At 42.6% G+C, this 19,626-nt stretch carries 21 protein-coding genes; 14 read left to right on the forward strand and 7 right to left on the reverse strand.

What is annotated here, in order from left to right; translation table 11 throughout:
* Positions 1-4: 4 nt before the first annotated feature.
* On the reverse strand, positions 5-352 hold the full coding sequence (locus ACIQYG_RS04095) for a YflT domain-containing protein (protein WP_402835636.1): 348 nt from the start codon (positions 350-352) through the stop codon (positions 5-7).
* 135 nt (positions 353-487) lie between these two features.
* Positions 488-1,921, reverse strand: a complete 1,434-nt coding sequence (locus tag ACIQYG_RS04100; protein ID WP_402835638.1) for a phospholipase D family protein — start codon at positions 1,919-1,921, stop codon at positions 488-490.
* A 155-nt stretch (positions 1,922-2,076) separates the two neighbouring features.
* On the opposite strand from ACIQYG_RS04100, the gene ACIQYG_RS04105 reads away from it, so the two are divergent.
* From ACIQYG_RS04105 to ACIQYG_RS04115, 3 genes are all read left to right on the forward strand, one after another.
* Positions 2,077-2,757 carry a uracil-DNA glycosylase gene (locus tag ACIQYG_RS04105; protein ID WP_402835640.1) on the forward strand — a complete coding sequence of 227 codons (681 nt, stop codon included), beginning with the start codon at positions 2,077-2,079 and terminating at the stop codon, positions 2,755-2,757.
* 270 nt (positions 2,758-3,027) lie between these two features.
* Complete coding sequence (locus ACIQYG_RS04110; RefSeq protein WP_402835642.1) at positions 3,028-3,285, forward strand: YwdI family protein; 258 nt, start codon at positions 3,028-3,030, stop codon at positions 3,283-3,285.
* 23 nt (positions 3,286-3,308) lie between these two features.
* Positions 3,309-3,677, forward strand: a complete 369-nt coding sequence (locus ACIQYG_RS04115; protein WP_054398573.1) for a DUF423 domain-containing protein — start codon at positions 3,309-3,311, stop codon at positions 3,675-3,677.
* Positions 3,678-4,114: 437 nt separating this feature from the next.
* Here ACIQYG_RS04115 and gerQ read toward each other — a convergent pair whose 3' ends face one another.
* Together gerQ and hemQ are read right to left on the reverse strand one after the other, a co-directional pair.
* On the reverse strand, positions 4,115-4,645 hold the full coding sequence (gerQ, locus tag ACIQYG_RS04120) for a spore coat protein GerQ (protein ID WP_402835645.1): 531 nt from the start codon (positions 4,643-4,645) through the stop codon (positions 4,115-4,117).
* Positions 4,646-5,059: 414 nt separating this feature from the next.
* On the reverse strand, positions 5,060-5,809 hold the full coding sequence (gene hemQ / locus ACIQYG_RS04125; protein ID WP_053536913.1) for a hydrogen peroxide-dependent heme synthase: 750 nt from the start codon (positions 5,807-5,809) through the stop codon (positions 5,060-5,062).
* 238 nt (positions 5,810-6,047) lie between these two features.
* On the opposite strand from hemQ, the gene pta reads away from it, so the two are divergent.
* Both pta and lipL read left to right on the forward strand, forming a co-directional pair.
* A complete protein-coding gene (gene pta, locus ACIQYG_RS04130; protein WP_402835648.1) occupies positions 6,048-7,034 on the forward strand; it encodes a phosphate acetyltransferase in 987 nt (328 codons plus the stop codon).
* A gap of 34 nt (positions 7,035-7,068) precedes the next feature.
* Positions 7,069-7,917 carry an octanoyl-[GcvH]:protein N-octanoyltransferase gene (lipL, locus tag ACIQYG_RS04135; RefSeq protein ID WP_402835650.1) on the forward strand — a complete coding sequence of 283 codons (849 nt, stop codon included), beginning with the start codon at positions 7,069-7,071 and terminating at the stop codon, positions 7,915-7,917.
* Between the two features lie 222 nt (positions 7,918-8,139).
* Here lipL and ACIQYG_RS04140 read toward each other — a convergent pair whose 3' ends face one another.
* Complete coding sequence (locus ACIQYG_RS04140; RefSeq protein ID WP_402835652.1) at positions 8,140-8,886, reverse strand: RsfA family transcriptional regulator; 747 nt, start codon at positions 8,884-8,886, stop codon at positions 8,140-8,142.
* 269 nt (positions 8,887-9,155) lie between these two features.
* Between ACIQYG_RS04140 and ACIQYG_RS04145 the strand changes: the two genes are divergently transcribed.
* The 3 genes from ACIQYG_RS04145 (at position 9,156) to ACIQYG_RS04155 (ending at position 11,462) form a co-directional block, all read left to right on the forward strand.
* Positions 9,156-9,377, forward strand: coding sequence for a YuzB family protein (locus ACIQYG_RS04145; RefSeq protein ID WP_048683566.1), 222 nt, complete (start codon positions 9,156-9,158; stop codon positions 9,375-9,377).
* Positions 9,378-9,612: 235 nt separating this feature from the next.
* Positions 9,613-10,920, forward strand: coding sequence for an HD domain-containing protein (locus tag ACIQYG_RS04150; protein WP_402835655.1), 1,308 nt, complete (start codon positions 9,613-9,615; stop codon positions 10,918-10,920).
* 32 nt (positions 10,921-10,952) lie between these two features.
* Positions 10,953-11,462, forward strand: coding sequence for a YwgA family protein (locus ACIQYG_RS04155; RefSeq protein WP_034315899.1), 510 nt, complete (start codon positions 10,953-10,955; stop codon positions 11,460-11,462).
* Between the two features lie 29 nt (positions 11,463-11,491).
* Here ACIQYG_RS04155 and ACIQYG_RS04160 read toward each other — a convergent pair whose 3' ends face one another.
* Positions 11,492-11,677 carry a 2-hydroxymuconate tautomerase gene (locus tag ACIQYG_RS04160; protein WP_034315897.1) on the reverse strand — a complete coding sequence of 62 codons (186 nt, stop codon included), beginning with the start codon at positions 11,675-11,677 and terminating at the stop codon, positions 11,492-11,494.
* A 139-nt stretch (positions 11,678-11,816) separates the two neighbouring features.
* Between ACIQYG_RS04160 and ACIQYG_RS04165 the strand changes: the two genes are divergently transcribed.
* Together ACIQYG_RS04165 and ACIQYG_RS04170 are read left to right on the forward strand one after the other, a co-directional pair.
* Positions 11,817-12,491, forward strand: coding sequence for a site-2 protease family protein (locus ACIQYG_RS04165; protein ID WP_402835656.1), 675 nt, complete (start codon positions 11,817-11,819; stop codon positions 12,489-12,491).
* A 41-nt stretch (positions 12,492-12,532) separates the two neighbouring features.
* On the forward strand, positions 12,533-13,042 hold the full coding sequence (locus ACIQYG_RS04170; RefSeq protein WP_402835658.1) for a YwhD family protein: 510 nt from the start codon (positions 12,533-12,535) through the stop codon (positions 13,040-13,042).
* Positions 13,043-13,192: 150 nt separating this feature from the next.
* Here the strand turns inward: ACIQYG_RS04170 and ACIQYG_RS04175 are convergent, their stop codons facing one another.
* Positions 13,193-15,262: a transglycosylase domain-containing protein gene (locus ACIQYG_RS04175; protein ID WP_402835660.1), complete on the reverse strand. Its 2,070-nt coding sequence runs from the start codon at positions 15,260-15,262 to the stop codon at positions 13,193-13,195.
* A 207-nt stretch (positions 15,263-15,469) separates the two neighbouring features.
* Here ACIQYG_RS04175 and speE point away from each other — a divergent pair, with 207 nt between their 5' ends.
* The 4 genes from speE (at position 15,470) to argS (ending at position 19,578) form a co-directional block, all read left to right on the forward strand.
* Positions 15,470-16,297 (forward strand): spermidine synthase, encoded by an 828-nt coding sequence (speE, locus tag ACIQYG_RS04180; RefSeq protein ID WP_252279226.1) that lies wholly within the window; start codon positions 15,470-15,472, stop codon positions 16,295-16,297.
* A 14-nt stretch (positions 16,298-16,311) separates the two neighbouring features.
* Positions 16,312-17,190, forward strand: coding sequence for an agmatinase (gene speB / locus ACIQYG_RS04185; protein WP_106027204.1), 879 nt, complete (start codon positions 16,312-16,314; stop codon positions 17,188-17,190).
* A 273-nt stretch (positions 17,191-17,463) separates the two neighbouring features.
* Positions 17,464-17,904 carry a YwiB family protein gene (locus ACIQYG_RS04190; RefSeq protein WP_402835664.1) on the forward strand — a complete coding sequence of 147 codons (441 nt, stop codon included), beginning with the start codon at positions 17,464-17,466 and terminating at the stop codon, positions 17,902-17,904.
* 3 nt (positions 17,905-17,907) lie between these two features.
* Complete coding sequence (gene argS / locus ACIQYG_RS04195; protein WP_402835666.1) at positions 17,908-19,578, forward strand: arginine--tRNA ligase; 1,671 nt, start codon at positions 17,908-17,910, stop codon at positions 19,576-19,578.
* Positions 19,579-19,626 lie beyond the last annotated feature (48 nt).

Consider the following 19,626-nt stretch of genomic DNA (forward strand, 5'->3'; position numbering starts at 1 on the left):
GGTTTTAGTGTGTAACCCCGTCTTTATTATCTGGTTTGGAAGCAACGATGACTACTTTTCCTTCGTCAAGCACTTCCTCGTAACGTTCTGCCTCCATATCACTAAGGCCAAGGTTGCTCATTCGATTACGAAGTTCATCTCCGCGTGATTTAAAGAGATTTCCGACGGTATCAAGGAAACCTTGTTCCTTCATGCCTACACCTTCTGTATTTGTATTCTCGGTAAGGTGTTTAGAACGGGTTTTATCATGGGCAAATAAATATACATCGTCTTTCGTATAACCTGATGTAACTAATTCATCGATTTTTTCCTTTGCTTGTAAACCGTTTTCCACTACATGTACTTGATACATATAAACTCCTCCTTGAATTTTATTAAGATTCTCTTGAATATAGGTAAATGGAATCTTGCTTATTACAGTTATTTGTTGGCTATAGTATTATATAACCTCATTTGGGCACTGATAAACATTTATATCGAAGAATATTTAGTAAGTGGTGAAGCGGAATACCTTCTGTATGCGGTAGGTCAAGTATTTGAAGACAGGCAGTTTCTTTTGGTATTCACTGTAATCCACCGTGTATGTTCCGTTTTGATTTGTCCAGAGTCTATGGAAGTAGCTATCGACATCCTTGGAAACGTCCGCATCATTTGGAGCATGGATTTCAACATTCGCTTCAAGATTATAGTCATCTAGATTGCGTGAAGTATAATTAGCCGATCCTCCAAGAATAACGGTTTCATTAGCCCTTTGGATCATCATCAATTTTGTATGGAACTGTTCTTTATCTGTTTTGTACCAGCGGATCGAGATGTTTTCATCCCCCAGTTTTTCGAATTCGGCGGCAACCGGAAGATTGGGCAGCCCGATTTTTTCACTTCCGAATGCGTTTTGATTCGGATCCAATATCATTTCAATCTTCACACCCCGTTTAGCTGCATCCGTTAATGCCTCGACAACCTCGCGATCGGCAATGTAGAACATGGCAAGATGGATCTTGTCACCATTTTCAGCATCCTTAATTGCCGTTAGGACATGTTTATTGATTTTTCCTTCCGTTAGCAGTTGTACCGATATCGGTCCTTTATCTGCTGATGTCTCCTTGAACTCAGGAAATGGCTTTGGTCCTCCCGAGAATTTCGAAGCGGCTTCTTCGGCTTTAACAAAATCGCCGATGATATTCCCGTCCATCTGGAAAGCAATATTGGAATGGAATCCACTTGCGTCATGAGGATTGGCGGATGAGATGATGGCCGTTTTTTCAGTCGCGACCACTTTTCTGTGATTGGCTTTGATATTCATCAGTCTAAGATAGGAACGCAAGGTGACCTTTGGTGCGCTTTTAGCCATTGGATTGACAATCCAGCCTTTCCCGCTTTCACCGAACCATTGGAAAAAGGTCCGATACACACCTGAATAGAGAGGATTCGGATCCCGGAGGCGGTCTAAGTTGGTAACAATGACATCAATTCCATTTTTCTTCATCGTTTCCAATGCCTCTAAATGGTAGGCATTATAGGAAGTATTCACTTCATCAGTAATGAATATAACCTGGAGGTCAGGTTTCTTTTTCTTCTGTTCAACCAGATTATCCTTCAGTGTCTCGGTTAATTTCGGGAAGTTTATCTTTTCATCATAAAAAGCATTAAACAAAAACATATCGATTACGATATAAGAATCAGCCTCCTCTATGGCTTGATTTATGGTTTGGAAAATTCGCTGCTCATGTTGCAGATTCCCTTGTTCATCGTGATAGGAAAGGTCATAGATGAAATCGATATCCTCGACATGATGAACCTTCCCTTCATAAGAAATGCCATCGGGGAGTGGCTTGTAGCTGTTATAGGCAATGACGATTGCAAGGACGATCAAAATGCTGACAAGCAGATAAAATCGTTTTCTTTTGTACCATTTTTTCATAGGGAAGCCTCCAACATGGTTAAATTGCTTGCTAACTTTCTATTTTCCCACTTTTGGGGTATATAGAAACATAAATCGTAATCTATGGAAAAAGGCAAGGCGATGAAGTTTGATATAATATAGTAGTTTCAAAAAGTGGAAAGGGGCTGTGGCAGATGGCAAAGCAGTTTTTAACAAATGATTGGTGGCCTCTATTGAAAGAGGAATTCAATAAAGAATATTACCAGGAGCTATGGGGATTTATAAAGCAAGAGTACAGTCAGCAAGTCATTCATCCGGATCAGGACGATATTTTCAATGCACTTCACTATACCCCTTTTGAAGATGTAAAGGTCGTCATCCTTGGACAGGACCCTTACCATGGCCAGGGTCAGGCGCATGGCCTTAGTTTTTCAGTTAAGCCGGAGGTTCGCATCCCACCTTCTTTAAGAAATATCTTTAAAGAGTTACACACTGATCTTGGCTATGAGGTTCCGGATAATGGTTACCTGGTCGAGTGGGCAAAACAGGGAGTGCTTCTATTGAATACCGTCTTGACTGTCCGTGAGGGAGAGGCGCACTCACACCGCGGAAAAGGGTGGGAAATCTTTACGAATCAAGTTATTCGCCTATTGAATGACCGTCCGAAACCGGTTGTATTCATCCTGTGGGGGAAACCAGCTCAAACCAAAATGCCTTTGATTGATGAAACCCGCCATAAAATCATTAAGTCCGTACATCCGAGTCCGCTGTCGGCTTCCCGTGGTTTCTTTGGCACCAGACCTTTTTCCAAAACAAATCAATTGCTGATGGAAATGGGGGAATCCCCAATTGATTGGAAAATCCCGAACCGATAATATCGGCAAGAAAACGAAACGGGTGAATTGTAGGGCGTGCCGCCATTTCTATATAACTTGGGATCCCAGTTTTCCAAAGGGCTGCCGTGCTTTTCAATTCAAAACATCAAACCAGCCTTCTCTTGATGTTTTCCATTCTTCAGGACAGCCATGCTTGAAATTTAAAGACAAGCCAATGAAAAGGTAGGAAATATGCAAGGTGTATTCTTCTCTGATTTTTGCTATGCTAGTTATGATAGTTTTGACCTGTATATAGACGAGGTGGTAAAGTTGGATATTTCATCAAGACAAATGTTAGATAAAATCGAAGAGCTTGCTATAAAAGCGAAACAGGCTAATTCAGAGGATAAGGTGCAGGGGTATGTAATTGCCATTAAGTCCCTTTGTGAAGTGATGGTTGATGAAAAGGCTGCGAACATCAGCATACCGAAGCAAATCACATTGACCCAGCCCGTCATGTCGGCTACACCGAATGTAGAGCCGGTTAAAATGGATGAGGCCAATGGGGAGTCCTTGTTCGATTTTTAAGTTAGGGAAGGGGAGCGAAATCATTGAAACTGTTCATCATTTTAGGTGCATTGAATGGGTTTATTGCTGTGGCACTAGGTGCATTCGGTGCACACGGACTGGAAGGGAAAATTCCTGATAAATATTTGGAAACTTGGCAAACCGCTGTTCAATATCAAATGTTCCATGCGGTGGGTTTATTGGTACTCGGTTTATTGGCTGGGAAGATTTCTAGTCCGCTGATCAACTGGTCCGGCTGGCTTATGCTAATAGGAATTATCCTGTTTTCCGGAAGCCTATTCGTTCTAAGCGTTACGCAAATCAAAGTCCTTGGTGCCATCACACCGCTTGGCGGGGTTTCATTCTTGGTCGCTTGGGTCTTAATGATCATTGCTGCATATAAATACTTGTAATGGAATTAGCTGATTGTCTTAGATCAGCTGAGACTGTAGACAAATTCGAAGAAATCAAGAGTTTGTCTACAGTTTTTTTATGGCTTGTACAATATGGACGTTGATTTCCTCTACAGGCACTCGCTTTCCGCGGGCGTTCATGGAGCCTCCTAGGCTTGCGCCTGTGGGGTCTTCTCCCTAGACTCGCTTTTCTAAGCAGGAGTCTCGCGCCTTTCTCTCCAATCAACTTTGTTATAACATATAGATAGAAACCATACCTGATGAGTTGAAGGTGTTGGTTTGGGAACATCATTTGATGAAAAAATGTTTTCCGAACCTCTTTTGTCTACAAACTGAGCTGATCTTCTTAGGTCAGCCTTTTTTGGAAAAAGTCATTCCAATTTAAAAAGAGCCTCAGAATCAAATAGATTCTGAGGCTCTTCTTTAGTGGATTTTCTTCACCTTGGCGAATAGGTGGCAAGCCCAGCGCCTCCAAATGGATATTCATATTCGATTTCTTCATCAAACGTTATATAATCTAAGTATACCATCGGGATTAAGTATCGTTTTCCCGTTTGAGGGTCGCTTATGATTAAATGATCGCGTCCTGCAGCCTCAATGATTCCTTTGAAGATCTTGGCATTCCATTCCTTGTTGTTTTCAAACGTTGTATAAACAGTGACCAATTTCCCTTTATTCAAACGCAAGATGTTCTCGATGTATGATTGTTCGACCGGAAGCATGCCAGGTATCTGCGGTCCGGTAGTGGCTGGACTCACCTGCATCGGCATTTGTTGTGGCGTGCCTGCCATAGTGGGCTGTTGTGGCTGGTATGGTGGTTGTTGGAAACCTTGCTGCGGGAAACCTTGCTGCGGGAATCCTTGCTGCTGGTTAGGATTCTGCTGCCTTAGTTCAGGCTCATTATTTTCATAGGGGTAATAAGGGCTTCCTCCGTACGGGTAATTACCATAAGGATTATTTTGTGACATTGCATTCCCTCCTGAATTCAAGGTTTAGTTGATGCTGTGGAATTTGGACAATCCGAGAGTATGGACTGGGAGAAACAGTGCGATTTATAGCGACCGGTAGTATTGTATATGTTTTCTGGACAATCCCCGGGTGGCTTAAAAAACCACAATGAATGTTAAGCGATACATAACGGCTGCCGTTCATGATATAAGCCATATCCTCTTGCCGGCTAATGAATAGAAGTAACGTTCCTTCACCTCGCTGGAGTCAGGACTTGCCTTGATCGATTTTCCTGAAGCTGAATGGGACTGTGAAAAAATAAATTCATCACTATTGAAAATGTATGGGATGAGGATTGGAATTATTCCACAGCAGGGGAAAATAAAAAGGAGCGGACGCAAAAAAAGCTTCCGGAAAACCGGAAGCCCACAGCCTTATACGTATAGGAATGAAGATACATTTTCTTCAGGCAGGATATTGCCGACAAAGAAAGAACCAAATGCAGCGTAACGTGCACTCACTTCATCAAAACGCATTTCATAGATTAATTTTTTAAATTGAAGGACATCATCTGCGAACAGAGTCACGCCCCATTCATAATCGTCAAAACCGACAGAACCCGAAATGATTTGTTTTACTTTACCGGCATAACTGCGGCCAATCAAGCCGTGGGAACGCATTAAGCCTTTGCGCTCTTCCATGGAAAGCATATACCAGTTATCATCGCCATCACGACGCTTGTCCATTGGATAGAAGCATACATGTTTCGCTTTTGGTAGTATCGGATAAAGTCTGGAACGAACATGGGGGTTCTGGTAAGGGTCCTCACCATCTCCGCCAGCTAAGTAATTGCTTAATTCCACGACAGAAACGTATGAATAAGCGGGAATTGTATATTCGGCAAGCTTCGTTTTGTTGAATTCGTTTTCGATTGCATTCAATTCTTCCATGGTTGGGCGGGCAAACATAAGCATGAAGTCCGCTTTTTGACCAACGATGGAATATAGGGCATGGCTGCCTTCATTGTCGCTTTGTGTCATATTCCATTTATCCAGTAAACCTTGGAATTCTGAGATGGCCAATTGGCGTTCGTCACTTGATAACGTTTTCCAAGAAGCCCAGTCGATCAGACGGAAATCATGTAAACAATACCAGCCGTCCAGTGTTTGTGCTGCTTCACTCATTACGATCACTCCTAAGTCTTATTATAACTTTAATATAACATAGTTTCAGTATAAGGAAATTTATATCAACCCGCAAACACCACTACTGTTTTTCGGTGTTTCTGCATTTTTCAAATTTGCGGATGGCTGGAATTTACCTGGCTGCTGGAGTATTCTTAAAAGAAGACGACAATGGATTTTAACGGATGGTTAAATATAGAAAAAATGGGGGAAACGTATCTAAAAGGAGGAAGAGCCAATGAGCGATTTATTTGAAATATTGGAATCGAAAATTATGGGGCATAATTTAAAGATCGTTTTTCCAGAAGGGTTGGATGAACGGATTTTGGGAGCGGCAGGCAGGCTTGCCAAGGCTAAACTGGTGACACCGGTATTGATCGGGGATATCGGGTTGATTCAAGAGAAGGCAAAAGATCTAAAAATCTCCCTTGATGCAATCGAAATATATGATCCGAAGAATTATATCATGATGGATGAAATGGTTGATGCGTTCGTGAAGGTCCGTGATGGTAAAGCGACCGATGTACAAGCACGCGAAATCTTAATGGATGAGAACTATTTTGGAACCATGCTCGTCCATATGAAACTGGCACATGGAATGGTTAGTGGCGCAACGCATTCGACTGCCGATACGGTTCGTCCAGCCTTAAAGATCATTAAAACAAAACCAGGCGTCCAAAAAACCTCGGGAGTGTTCATCATGGTACGGGATGAAGAAAAATATGTATTCGCGGATTGTGCGATCAATATAAACCCCGATTCCCAGGACCTGGCTGAAATTGCTATAGAAAGTGCGAAGACTGCACAAATGTTCGATATCGAACCGCGTGTGGCGATGCTGAGCTTTTCGACAAAGGGATCGGCAACATCCCCCGAGACCTTAAAAGTGGTTGATGCCGTCGATTTGGCAAAAGAAATGGACCCTGAAGTCATTCTTGATGGGGAATTTCAGTTTGACGCGGCCTTCGTTCCTTCGGTAGCAAGGAAAAAAGCACCGGATTCCCTTATTCAGGGGGATGCAAATGTTTTTATTTTCCCAAGTCTCGAAGCAGGGAACATTAGCTATAAGATGGTCCAGCGCTTGGGTGGCTTCGAAGCGGTCGGCCCGATCCTTCAGGGGCTGAATCGTCCGGTGAATGACCTTTCGAGGGGATGCAGTGAAGAGGATGTATATAAACTGGCTGTCATTACAGCGGCACAGGGATTTGTGGCGCAGTATCAATAGGCAGCTTGAGGATTAAATGTAGAGGGAGATTCATATGGGTGAAACAGATTCATTATTAATGCAGCAAGAGTGGAGGATTATTGATCAATCTTCCGTTGGACCTCAGTTTCCTGCTCTGGAGTCCTTTGCGATGGATGATACATTTTGCGCCTCCGTAGGGTCAGGTAAATCAGCGGCCGTAGCCAGGGCGTGGGTACACCACCGAACCATAGTCATGGGTATACAGGATACGAAGTTGCCTTTTCTTAAAAAGGGTTTGGAACATTTGGAAGGACATGGTTTTCAGGCCATCGTGAGGAATTCCGGAGGGCTAGCAGTCGTTCTGGATGAGGGGGTCCTTAACTTTTCGCTCATTTTTCCTGAAAACGAGCAGAAAATTGAAATCAATCGTGGATATGATGCGATGTGGAAGCTTGTCCAATTGATGTTTTCCGATTTTCCAGTCAAGATGGAGGCGAGGGAAATCGTCGGTTCCTATTGTCCTGGCAGTTATGATTTAAGTATAAATGGGCAAAAGTTTGCCGGTATATCCCAACGCAGGATCCGCAATGGCGTAGCGGTGCAAATCTATTTGTGTGTCAATGGAAGCGGGGCTGAGCGTGCCAGTCTCGTGAAGGGTTTTTATGATGCAGCTAAAGGAAATGCAGAAACCAAATTCACTTATCCTGATATCGTCCCCTCGGTAATGGCTTCCCTAACCGAATTGTTGGGTGTGCAATTGAGTGTTCAAGACGTGATGCTCAGATTCCTTCAAGTATTGAAGGAACATAGCGAAAGGATATTCTCTGACACACTTTCCGTTCAGGAATGGCCGTTGTATGAGGCGTACTTGACGAGAGTGGTGGAACGCAATGATAAAGTATTCGATGCATTAAAGGATTGAAATGAAAAAAGCCGTTCCATTAAGTCAGGAACGGCTTTTTTCAGTAAATACGACTTTAGCATTCACTGAAACTGTAAAAGGACTGTATGATAGGAGATATTATTCCATGTTTCTTGAAACAATGAAAAAAAGAGCCTTGTTGGCTCCCTTTTTCGGATAAACATGGGGGAAATGGCCTCTGGCATGTGGTTGATCTATATAACAGAACCCCACATTATCTTATTACTCGGCCATTTTTTCCAAGTTGCCATTCCGGTCCATCTTGAACTTAGTGGCCGGACGTTCCTCTTCCTCTAACAAGACCAGCTTTCTTGCTCGATTCATGATATTCATCAAAGTTTCATAATCTTCCTGCATTAAGCCGCTGTTTTGTTCCAGGTGGCTGATTTTATTCTCCAAATCTTCGTTTCGTTTTTTCAGCCCTTTAATTTCAAGCTTCAATCTTTCATTTTCGGTTTTTAATACTTCAGCTTGAAGCATGCGCCCGTTCATGGATTCCAAATAGGCGATGACGGTATCAAGGCTGATGGCCGTTTCCAAAGATACTGGTGTGTGCTGTGTCTTAGGAGCGAGGGCTTCTGCCACAACGAATTCCTCTGCTGCTTCATAATTGGTAGTATCTACTTCGGATTTCAACTCTAGTTCCTCTTCTTGTACATGGGGAACCATTATGTCGGAAATCGTTGGGGACGGCGGTGTATAAAGAAGCCGTTTTTTCCCTCCTTGATCTTTTCCAAGAATCCTTTGCCGCTGCTTACGCTGTTTCTTGGCGAGTGATAGCGCTTTATCATAATTATGGCGGACAACTGCATTCCAGCGGAATCCGCATGCTGCAGAGGTGCGATTCAACTTATCCCCTACCTCTTCAAAAGCATTAAGCTGAGTGCTGCCTTCCCGCACATGGCGTAATACCGTTTCTGCCAAAAGCAAATCATCTTCTTCTGTCCAGGCATCTTGACGAACCTTCATTTCTACATACTCCCTTTCTGGTAACTTTTAAAATAAATAACTATATAAAATATCGTGTGGCAGTGATTTATGGAGTGTTCTACTAGCATTTTGGACAAAATCTGGATTTTTTATACAAAAAGGTTAAAAGGATACTAGTTTTTTGATTAATTACATCCTTTTCACATCATCCAGCCCTCTTGATATTCATAAGTAGAAACGGTAAAATACCCTTTAGTCATATAAATGGATGAAATATAGTTTGTCATGGAAAGGATGGTGACCGGAGGATGTCCAATGAATTCAGAGTGTGCGATGACTGCTTGGCGGTAAACATAAAAACATTGATCCCGCGCCTTGAAAAGCTTGATCCCGACGCGAAAATTGAAGTGGGCTGCCAATCCTATTGCGGTCCTGGCAGAAAGAAGTCTTTTGCCTTTGTCAATAACCGTCCGGTTGCTGCACCGACAGAAGATGAGTTACTAGATAAAATCAATAAAAAACTAAAGTAGGATCCATGATATATAGTTAGAGTGGATTGTTTCTTATGATATATGGAACAAGTAATCATCACCCAGGTTCGACACACTGCGGTGATTTTTTATTTCCTTATTTTCGAGACAAAACCAGACTGGAACTTCCGTTTTCTTACAAAATGACCCCTCTTTCTAGCAAGGTGGAAGTTAGGGTTTTTTGTCAAAACACGCTATAATGAGTGCATCGAGATTATGAAAAAGAGGGTAGTTCATGGAATATTCCGGCGAAAAATTACAAGAAGAAAAAGTATTCAAGGATCCGGTGCACCGATATATACATGTTCGTGACCGGGTTATATGGGATTTAATAGGGACGAAGGAATTCCAGCGGCTTCGAAGGATTAAACAGCTGGGAACGACTTATTTAACCTTTCATGGTGCGGAACATAGTCGGCTTAGCCATTCGCTTGGAGTATATGAGATTGTCCGGAGAATCGTGGATGATGTTTTCGAGGGCAGGGAGGAATGGAAACCAGAGGAACGGTTACTATCCTTGTGCGCAGCCCTCCTGCATGATTTGGGTCATGGTCCTTTCTCTCATTCTTTTGAAAAAGTGTTTGATCTGGATCATGAGCAATTCACACAGCAGATAATCGTCGGCGATACGGAAGTGAATAAGATCCTCCTTAGAGTTGGGCGTGATTTTCCAAAAAAAGTGGCAGAAGTCATTGCGAAAACCTATAAAGGGAAATTAGTAGTCAGCCTGATTTCAAGTCAGATCGATGCTGATAGAATGGACTATTTACAGCGTGATGCTTATTTCACTGGCGTGAGTTATGGTCATTTCGATATGGAAAGGCTTTTGCGTGTGATGAGGCCAAGGGAAGAACATGCCGTCATAAAGCAAAGCGGGATGCATGCGGTTGAGGATTATATCATGAGTCGCTACCAAATGTATTGGCAGGTTTATTTCCATCCAGTTACGAGAAGTGCGGAAGTCATACTTACCAAGATTCTACATAGAGCGAAACATTTATATGAATCCGGTTATGAGTTTGCTCAAGAACCGCACCATTTTTATTCATTGTTCAAGGGAGAAGTGACTTTAACGGACTATTTGAAAATGGATGAATCGGTGATGCTCTATTATTTCGAAGCATGGGAAGGGGAAAACGATTCGATTTTAAAAGATTTATGCACTCGCTTCGTTAACCGTAAACTATTTAAATATGTGGAATTCCATCCATCGAATAGTCAAATGAACAGATTGATGGAATTAAGGACGCTATTCAAGAAGGCAGGCATCGATCCGGATTATTATCTTGTCGTCGATTCCTCATCAGATCTGCCGTATGATTTTTACCGGCCAGGTGAGGAAGAGGAGAGACTTCCGATTCACTTGCTTAAAAATAATGGCGAAATTCGTGAATTATCACGTGAATCCGAAATTGTCGATGCAATTTCAGGGAAAAGAAGAACGGATCATAAGTTGTATTATCCAGCGGATTTATTGCGTGATGAATCTACGAAGAAAAATATAAAAAAACAGATTCGTAAGCTTTTGGAGCTATCGGATTGAAGTGGTACATTTTTGGTGAGGAGTGACGAGCCTTGTTTAAGGATCATGCAAACATAATCAATGCAATTTCTACTGCCGGTGAAATCTCGGGTCGGAAAAAATTACAAAAAATCGTTTATATTGCGAAGAAGCTTTCCTTCCCATTTCATGAAAAGTTTCAGTTTCATTTTTATGGACCGTACTCGGAGGAATTGACCTTACGGATTGAAGAGCTCTGCGAAATGGGCTACTTGAATGAAGTAAGGGAAAAAAAAGCAGGCTATTATCAATATTGTTATTCGATAACGGATGCCGGCCAGGATTTCCTATCCATACAGGAAGTGGAGATGCCGGCACTTGAGGCATGCTTACAGGATATGAACGAACAGAATGCCAGGTTTTTGGAACTGGTTTCAACGGTATTATACTTCGACACGCTTGAAAAAGAAGAAGTCACCGAGAAAATTTTTACGCTGAAAAGCAAACAAAAATATACGCTTGAAGAAATTGATGAGGCATATGAATATATTGAGCAGTTAAAAACAAAAGCTAAGCCGAATTGATGGCTTAGCTTTTCCCAATTATGTAAATCTTATAAATCGCTTTTACGGACACCGGCTACTGCTAAATGATTTTTTGACATTTCTTCAATGAAAATCGTCACGGCTTCAGCTGGTGCTCCAGTTGTTTCCGTCACGGCTGCAGTCACCTTTTCGACTAAAGCCTTTTTTTGTTCGTCTGTACGGCCTTCAAGCATTTTGACTGTTACATATGGCATATCTTTTCCCCCCTTCCTCTCTTATCTTGTAGTGTTTCACAATGGAAAAAGAATTGCAAGACACGGAAGTCAGAGTTTTTTCACTTCTTGAACTTTTGATGTATACTAACGGTAATAAACATTGGGGGAGAAGCTATCGATGGAATTCTTTGAACAAATAGGACGGTTTTTGGCTTATCCTTTGGAACAGCTTCCGTATGTCATTGTTTCACTGTTAATCGCATTTACGGTCCATGAATTTTCCCATGCTTATGTGGCCTATAAGTTCGGTGACCCTACTGCCAAGAATGAAGGAAGAGTCACATTAAATCCGATTTCCCATTTGGATCCGATCGGGACGTTACTGATATTAATAGCCGGATTTGGTTGGGCGAGACCTGTACCGGTCAATCGTTTTCATTTCAAGAACCCTAAATTGGCAGGAGTGCTCGTCTCTTTTGCCGGTCCGTTCAGTAATTTGATTGTTGCAATGCTAGGGTTTTTAATTTTTTACGGGTTGATTGCCGCAGGCGTTGGACCTGATTTACCGTTTTTCGTCGAGCCTTTCTTAAATATACTCATAAATTTAAATGTCCTTTTATTTGTATTTAATCTGTTACCGCTTCCGCCGCTCGATGGCTATAGGATCATTCAGGATCTTGTTTCAGCAGACTTGCGGGCAAAAATGACCCAGTATGAACAATACGGCTCGCTTATTTTTTTGATCCTGATCATCACACCGTTGAGCCAATTTACAATAAGCCCGATTTTGAATACTGGTAGAGAATTTGTAGGAGGCATCTTGAGTCAATTTTTTTCACTTTTGTTTTTTTAACCAATAATAAGGAATGACAAACAATAAAGGGGGATACGAACATGGAAGAACAACCAAAGAAAAAGGTAGGCTTCAATATTATAAAAAACGACCCAACAGAAGGTCATGGCGGATATGGAGCAGGGGTATTAACGCTCGATAATATTTCCCCGGTCATCATCGATGTGGATGCAGGTGAAGCAGAGGTCGATATCGGTGCGATGCATGCAAGAAGTGCAGTGGAAAAAGGGATCAAGTTTTTAAAGACTAAAGAGGAAGTCCCGAATGCCAAACCTTATTGGCTTGTTTGGGTGACCATTGAAGCCACTCAAAACGGTCCGCACTATGCAGGTGTGACAGCATGTGAAATGACGGTCGACAGGTCAATTAGACGCGGTTACAAATCGCTCCCGGAGCATGTTAACCGGATGGATAAATCGCTAAAACGAAAAATCATCGTTGAGGACATGGACGATAAATCAAAACGTGTGCTTGCAGATTTCCTGAGAAACCATGATGCGGGAATGTGGGAGCGTTCTTCAGATCAGCTGAAGGAGTCATTGACGGTTTGAATCTCGTTTAATGGATGAAATGTTAAGTTTAGTGAAAAATGCACTTGTAGGAAAGCGATAAAATCAGTAAACTTAAAGACAGCAGTTTAGTCACTGTGAAACTAGGACAGAAAAACCCCCGAAGCCGCTGCAGGCTTCGGGGGTTTTTCGTTATCCCCAAGGTTTTAAGACTTTCTTATACCACGGGGCCTTTTTATGTTCTTCTTCTTTTGGGGCATGTTTCGGATTCTCACCCTTAAAGTGCTCGGCACAGTATTCGACAGGTTCGGTCCCTTTAACATAATAAGTCATTCTTGAGACAGGACAATCCTTTGTGGCCAATTTTCCGCTTACGGGATTCACGTTCACCCCGATTACGTTTTCGGTTTCCTTAAACGATTTTGCCGGTTTCCCTTGCAGGCCCTTTTCCATATAGGAAGCCCAGATTTTCTTTGCATAGCCTTTTTCAGCAGGGATCTCGATCTTTTTGCCTTGATCATATCCAGTCCATACTCCTGCTACAAGCTCCGGCGTGTAACCGATCATCCAACTATCCGTCGGGGTGGAGCCTGATTTGCCCGCATATGGGCGGGTCAGCTGGGAACTGATGGTGCTGCCGGTCACTTTCGTATAGCCATTTAACGTTTCATCGAAAACACCTGTAAGCATCTGGGTCATGACAAATGCCTTGTCCTCATCCAGAATCTGTTCCGGTTTCTCATTTTCATCAAAAATCACTTCACCTTTTTGATTTTCAACTTTTTTGATAAACACGGGTTCAACCTTCTTGCCGCCGTTAGCCAGAATGCTGTAGGCGTTCACCATTTCAATCGCCCTAACACCTGACGTACCGAGTGCCAGGGAAGGGACCGCATCCATCTTTGCCGTGATTCCGAATCGACGCGCCGTATCGACCAATGACTGTTCCCCAAGGAACAAGTGCGTTTTTACGGCGAAGATATTATCGGAAAGAGCAATGGCCTGGGCCATCGTGATTTCGCCTTCCGCATATTGATGGTTGTAATTATGCGGTGTGTAAGATGAGTGACCATCATCGAAAGAAAATGTAGTTGTCTCGCTTTTTAAGGTGGTGGATGGTGTGAAACCATTCTCCAGCGCTGAATAATATAGCAATGGCTTCATGGTTGAACCAGGCTGGCGAACGGCCTGTGTAGCCCGATTGAATGGCGACTCGGAGTAATCCTTCCCTCCAACCAGTGCACGGACCTCCCCGGTATCCGGATCCATTGCCACTATCGAGGCTTGAATGCCTGAAGATTTGGGTATGGTATTGGAAAGGACCTCTTCGGCAGCATCCTGCTGGGTTTCGTCCAGTGTAGTATAGACCTTAAGCCCGCCAAGCTCGATCGTCCGGTCATCTAAATGAAGCTGGGATTTTAAAGCCTGCTTGACGGCATCCTGGAAATAGGGAGCGGTCTTCTTGGTGACCGTTCCATGTTCTCCTTTCAATGTAAGGGATGTTCGCAGCGCTTCCGCGATATCCTTTCCTGAAACGTAGTTTTTGCTTTTCATGGCTTGAAGGACGACTTTCTGCCTTGATTTCGCTTTTTCAAAGTTATCCAATGGAGAATAGTTTGACGGCCCTTTTGGTATTCCGGCCAGCATGCTCGCTTCAGGAAGAGTCAAATCCTTGGCATCCTTGCCAAAGTAATACTGACTTGCAGCTTGGGCTCCATATGCGCCATGGCCATAGTAAATCGTATTTAAATAGCCTTCTAGAATTTCCTTTTTGGAGTAGTTCATTTCTAAACGTATCGTATAAAAGGCCTCATTAAGTTTACGCGACCACGTTTTGTCATGCCCAAGAAACAGGTTCCTGGCATACTGCTGGGTAATGGTGCTTGCACCCTGGACCTTGGACATTGCCTTGATATCAGCAAGGATGGCACCGCCGATCCGCTTTATATCAAATCCATAATGCGTGTAAAATTGGCGGTCCTCGACGGCGACAGTCGCTTTGATGAGCTGTGGTGAAATCGACTCCATTCCGGCCCAATAACGTTTCTGGCCATTATCTGTTTCACCGATCACATTTCCATTATCACTATAATAGAGAGTGGACTGCGGCACGACCAAAGGTGGCGGACCTAATATTTTTGCATAAATCAGTAAAGAGAGAAGCAATACAAAGAGTATTGTCAGCCCGATTGTGGCAAGGATAATGAAGGCCCGTACATATTTAGTTGTCCTTTTAAATCGTTCGCTTGGGATCAATTCCATTGCTTTCACCTCTCTTATCAGGTAAGAATCTATTATCTATTACTATTATGGAAAAAAAAGAAAATTTTAAACATGAGAACTGCATTTAAGAAATTTATCTTGCAATTCTGCTAGATTCGTCTATAATTTTTCTAGCTAATGACTATACCGATTTTGGGGAACCTATAAGGTGACTGACAATATGAAATGGAAAAGGAGCGTTAATAAATGAGCATTTGGTTTACTGAAAAACAAACAGAGAACTTTGGTATTACGATGAAAGTGAATCGTACTTTACATACGGAGCAAACTGAGTTTCAAAAGCTTGATATGATTGAAACGGAAGAGTGGGGCAATATGCTATTGCTGGATGACATGGTAATGACTTCACAGCGCGATGAATTCGTTTACCATGAAATGGTAGCCCATGTTCCTTTATTTACCCATCCTAATCCAGAAAACGTTTTGGTTGTAGGAGGAGGGGACGGAGGAGTTATCCGTGAAATCCTTAAACACCCAAGCGTAAAAAAAGCTACATTGGTGGATATCGATGGGAAAGTTATCGAATACTCAAAGAAATACCTGCCGGAAATTGCAGGCATGCTTGAAGATCCGCGTGTAGACGTACAAGTTGGGGATGGCTTCATGCACATCGCCAAAAGTGAAAATGAATATGACGTGATCATGGTTGACTCAACTGAACCTGTAGGACCTGCAGTCAATTTATTCACAAAAGGTTTTTATGCAGGGATTTCCAAAGCTTTGAAAGAAGACGGGATTTTTGTGGCGCAATCCGACAATCCTTGGTTTAAAGCGGACTTAATTCGCGATGTACAACGTGATGTGAAAGAAATATTCCCAATCACGAGCCTGTATTTAGCGAATATCCCGACGTATCCAAGCGGCCTTTGGGCGTTCACGATCGGATCGAAGAAATATAATCCATTAGAAGTGACTGAAGACCGTTTCCATGAAATAGAAACGAAATATTATACAAAAGAACTTCATAAAGCAGCTTTCGTTCTGCCTAAATTCGTTCAAGATTTAGTGAAATAAGGGAGGCATGGACAATGAAATTCGATGAAGCCTATTCAGGAAATGTATTCATTAAAAGCCACCCTGTTTTTGAGGAATCAGAAGCTGTGCTATACGGCATGCCGATGGACTGGACGGTAAGTTTCCGTCCGGGTTCTCGCTTCGGCCCTACCCGGATCCGTGAAGTTTCGATTGGTTTGGAAGAGTACAGCCCGTATTTAGATCGTGAATTAGAGGAAGTTAAATTCTTTGATGCCGGAGATATTCCATTACCATTCGGCAATCCGCAGCGCAGTATCGATATGATTGAAAAATTCGTCGACAGCTTGTTGGATGCAGGTAAGTTCCCAATAGGTATGGGAGGGGAACACCTTGTCACATGGCCTGTCATCAAAGCCATGTTCAAAAAGTATCCCGATATGGCCATCATCCATATGGATGCCCATACAGATTTACGTGAGGATTATGAGGGAGAGCCGCTTTCCCATGCGTCCATCATCCGTAAATCCGCAGAACTTATCGGCCCGAAAAATGTATACTCTTTCGGCATTCGTTCCGGTTTGAAGGAAGAATTCCAATGGGCAAAAGAAAATGGCATGCACATCTCTAAATTTGAAGTTCTTGAACCTCTCAAAGAAGTATTGCCGCAGTTAGCTGGCCGTCCTGTATATGTGACGATCGACATCGATGTTCTTGATCCTGCGCACGCGCCGGGAACAGGCACCGTAGATTGTGGAGGCATCACTTCCAAAGAGCTTTTAGCTTCGATTCATGAGATAGCACGGTCTGAAATTAATGTGGTCGGCTGCGATTTAGTAGAAGTGGCACCGATTTATGATCCATCCGAGCAAACTGCGAACACGGCGAGCAAGCTGATTCGTGAAATGATTCTAGGCTGGGTTCAAAAAGGTTAATGATAGAAGACTTGGACTGTTCCTGTTTTTTAGCGGGAATGGTCTTTTTTTATCCATTCAGGAAAAGGATTTTACATCTAAGGACTCTTTTTGAACATTCCGCCCCAATGAGTCATTATTGCGTTAAAATCAAATGAATTGCAACAACAGGATTTCGACAGTTTATCCTCACATTTTTGGATTTACACTTTATTTTCCGCTCCAAGTTGAAACTTCCTTGAAGAATATTTATACTTATAAAGTTAAGAACGACATGATGAAGGAAGTGTAGCTTTGACTCTTCATGATATAGATAAGCATGCTATTAAAGTGACTTTACAGACAAAAATCAAGCACGGCTCAGAAACGGAAACGTATGAGCTGGTCACATTTGGTACAAAAATGTATAAAGGTGCAGATTTATATTTGCAATATAAAGAGGAAAATGAAGTCGGTCAAACACAAACTACCATCAAGCACAAACCGGATGAAACGATCCTGCTTAGGAATGGTGCCATTAAAATGAGGCAGCTTTTCCGCCTGCAGGAAGCGACAAATGGACATTATGAAAGTATATATGGCAGGTTAGGATTACGGACGACCGCGAAGAAGATACATCATCAATGGGATGAGCAGGCCAAACAAGGGAAACTAGTCCTTAAATATACGTTACATATGCAGGGAAGCGAACCCGGTCAATATGAGATGACGATTTCCTACAAGGAGGAAGCATAACGCATGAATATAGTAAAAGAGGTACAGGAAAAACTGAAAGAAGAGATTAAAGCGGCAGTCATTAAAGCTGGTTTAGCAACGGAAGGGCAGATTCCAAATGTTGTATTGGAACTTCCAAGAGATAAGTCACACGGGGATTATTCCACGAATATGGCCATGCAATTAACCAAGATTGCAAAGAAAGCGCCAAAGATGATAGCAGAGGCAATCATTGAAAACTTCGATAACTCAAAAGCATCCATCGAAAAAATTGAAATAGCAGGACCTGGTTTCATCAACTTCTACATGAATAATTCCTATTTGACAGAATTGGTTCCTGTCATTTTGAAAGTGGATGAAGCATATGGGGAAAGTGACTTTGGTAAAGGCGAAAAAATCCAAGTGGAGTTCGTTTCCGCGAACCCGACAGGTGATCTCCATCTTGGTCATGCCCGTGGTGCAGCAGTAGGTGATACGTTATGTAATATCCTCGCTAAAGCAGGATATGATGTTTCACGTGAATACTATATCAATGATGCAGGAAACCAAATCAATAATTTGGCCATCTCCATAGAAGCTCGCTATTTCCAGGCACTTGGTCTTGAAAAAGATATGCCGGAGGGCGGTTACCATGGCGAAGATATCATTGGCATCGGTAAGACGCTTGCCAGTGAATATGGGGATGAATATGTAAATGCAGATGAAAAGGAACGTTTTGAATTTTTCCGTGAGTACGGCTTGAAATATGAAATGGAAAAACTGAAAACGGACTTGGGTAATTTCCGTGTCGGATTCGATGTATGGTACTCCGAAACATCTCTTTATCAAGATGGTAAAATTGATGAGGCACTCAAAGTGTTGAGGGACAGGGGCCATGTTTACGAGGAAGATGGGGCTACATGGTTCCGCTCTACGGAATTAGGCGATGATAAAGACCGGGTGCTTATTAAGCAGGATGGGTCTTACACATATTTGACACCGGATATTGCCTATCACCGTAATAAATTGGAGCGAGGCTTTGAAACGCTGATCAATATCTGGGGTGCAGACCACCACGGCTATATACCGCGTATGAAAGCAGCGATCGAAGCATTAGGGTACAACCGCGAGCAGCTTGAAGTGGAGATCATCCAGCTTGTTCATCTGTACAAGGATGGCGAGAAAATGAAGATGAGTAAGCGTACCGGTAAAGCAGTTACGATGCGTGACCTTATTGATGAAGTGGGTCTGGATGCAACACGTTATTTCTTTGCGATGAGGAGTGCGGATACCCATATGGATTTCGATTTGGATCTTGCGGTATCACAGTCCAATGAAAACCCGGTTTATTATGCACAGTATGCCCACGCCCGTATTTCCAGCATTTTACGCCAAGGTGTTGAACAAGGGGTCAGCTATGAAGGAGTCACTGATTTCTCAGCCCTAACTACTGAAAAAGAAGTGGAGCTTTTGAAGAAATTAGGTGAATTCCCGCAGGCAATAGCGGAAGCAGCCGAAAAACGGATGCCACACCGTATGACTAATTATATATTCGACCTGGCTTCTACATTCCACAGTTTCTACAATGCAGATAAGGTTCTGGATGTTGAAGAAATGGAAAGAAGTAAGGCGCGTCTAGGACTGGTTAAATCCGTCCAAATTACCTTAAAGAATGCATTAGCCATCATCGGGGTTTCGGCACCGGAAAAAATGTAATGGAAAAAAGCGGCTGTTTCTAGCGAAACAGCCGCTTTTTTTGGTCAA

The organism is Peribacillus sp. NPDC096622 (genome assembly GCF_044762665.1).
Classification (GTDB): Bacteria; Bacillota; Bacilli; order Bacillales; family DSM-1321; genus Peribacillus; species Peribacillus frigoritolerans_B.

Excerpts from the sequence above, each read along its gene's own strand:
- ACIQYG_RS04145 (WP_048683566.1), top strand. The coding sequence starts at position 9,156 with ATGTCCAATGAATTCAGAGTGTGCGATGACTGCTTGGCGGTAAACATA.
- ACIQYG_RS04100 (WP_402835638.1), bottom strand. The coding sequence starts at position 1,921 with ATGAAAAAATGGTACAAAAGAAAACGATTTTATCTGCTTGTCAGCATT.
- gerQ (WP_402835645.1), bottom strand. The coding sequence starts at position 4,645 with ATGTCACAAAATAATCCTTATGGTAATTACCCGTACGGAGGAAGCCCT.
- ACIQYG_RS04150 (WP_402835655.1), top strand. The coding sequence starts at position 9,613 with ATGGAATATTCCGGCGAAAAATTACAAGAAGAAAAAGTATTCAAGGAT.
- speE (WP_252279226.1), top strand. The coding sequence starts at position 15,470 with ATGAGCATTTGGTTTACTGAAAAACAAACAGAGAACTTTGGTATTACG.
- lipL (WP_402835650.1), top strand. The coding sequence starts at position 7,069 with ATGGGTGAAACAGATTCATTATTAATGCAGCAAGAGTGGAGGATTATT.
- ACIQYG_RS04175 (WP_402835660.1), bottom strand. The coding sequence starts at position 15,262 with ATGGAATTGATCCCAAGCGAACGATTTAAAAGGACAACTAAATATGTA.
- ACIQYG_RS04170 (WP_402835658.1), top strand. The coding sequence starts at position 12,533 with ATGGAAGAACAACCAAAGAAAAAGGTAGGCTTCAATATTATAAAAAAC.
- speB (WP_106027204.1), top strand. The coding sequence starts at position 16,312 with ATGAAATTCGATGAAGCCTATTCAGGAAATGTATTCATTAAAAGCCAC.
- ACIQYG_RS04140 (WP_402835652.1), bottom strand. The coding sequence starts at position 8,886 with ATGAAGGTTCGTCAAGATGCCTGGACAGAAGAAGATGATTTGCTTTTG.
- ACIQYG_RS04160 (WP_034315897.1), bottom strand. The coding sequence starts at position 11,677 with ATGCCATATGTAACAGTCAAAATGCTTGAAGGCCGTACAGACGAACAA.
- ACIQYG_RS04105 (WP_402835640.1), top strand. The coding sequence starts at position 2,077 with ATGGCAAAGCAGTTTTTAACAAATGATTGGTGGCCTCTATTGAAAGAG.
- ACIQYG_RS04165 (WP_402835656.1), top strand. The coding sequence starts at position 11,817 with ATGGAATTCTTTGAACAAATAGGACGGTTTTTGGCTTATCCTTTGGAA.
- pta (WP_402835648.1), top strand. The coding sequence starts at position 6,048 with ATGAGCGATTTATTTGAAATATTGGAATCGAAAATTATGGGGCATAAT.
- hemQ (WP_053536913.1), bottom strand. The coding sequence starts at position 5,809 with ATGAGTGAAGCAGCACAAACACTGGACGGCTGGTATTGTTTACATGAT.
- ACIQYG_RS04095 (WP_402835636.1), bottom strand. The coding sequence starts at position 352 with ATGTATCAAGTACATGTAGTGGAAAACGGTTTACAAGCAAAGGAAAAA.
- argS (WP_402835666.1), top strand. The coding sequence starts at position 17,908 with ATGAATATAGTAAAAGAGGTACAGGAAAAACTGAAAGAAGAGATTAAA.